The organism is Campylobacter sp. TTU-622 (assembly GCF_016598965.1).
GTDB lineage: Bacteria > Campylobacterota > Campylobacteria > Campylobacterales > Campylobacteraceae > Campylobacter_D.
The window spans coordinates 1-585 of record NZ_JAENKR010000207.1 but is presented as its reverse complement, the minus strand read 5'-3'; the positions used below and the strand labels follow the sequence as shown (position 1 = coordinate 585).

At 23.2% G+C, this 585-nt stretch carries 1 protein-coding gene; it reads left to right on the top strand.

Features of this window, described 5'->3' with window-relative positions; genetic code table 11:
• Positions 1-38: 38 nt before the first annotated feature.
• A partial coding sequence (locus tag JG677_RS08505) for a DUF2920 family protein (RefSeq protein WP_200286214.1) occupies positions 39-585 on the top strand: 547 nt, incomplete at its 3' end.

Sequence of the window (585 nt, the reverse complement as noted above, 5' to 3'; positions counted from 1 at the left end):
ATTTTTATTATAATACTAAAAAACTAAAAAGATTTACTATGTTAATTAACAAATCCTATAAAATTAATTCTTGTGATGATGTTGAACTTAATATAAAAAGAGAAAGTAAGCTTGAATATAGACTTACTTTTGATGATAGTAAAGATATAAAAGCTATAGTTTTTATCATAGGTGGCTTAGGCTCTAATACTAATATATCTTTTTTAGATTTTGATAGAGAATATTTAGCTAAAAATTTTGATATAGCTGTAGTTAATGTTTTTTATCATTGTTTTTGCATGAGAAAAAGTTTAGATGAAAAATATAGTGCGATTAAAGTTTTTCTACCTAAAGACGTTGAAAGATTAAAACAAAATTTAGAGAATTTTGGTTTATTTGTTAAAAATATTGATACCCAAAATGCTCCTTTATATGCTAATAATTTAGTAGAACATATTAAAGAACTAAAAAATCAAAACAAACTTGATAACAATTATAAAGCCATCTTTACTTCAACCTTTATCCCACCAAATAATGAATATCAAAACTATGGCATTATGGCAGCAATTGATCATATCAACGCTTTAAAAGATATAGTTAAAAACT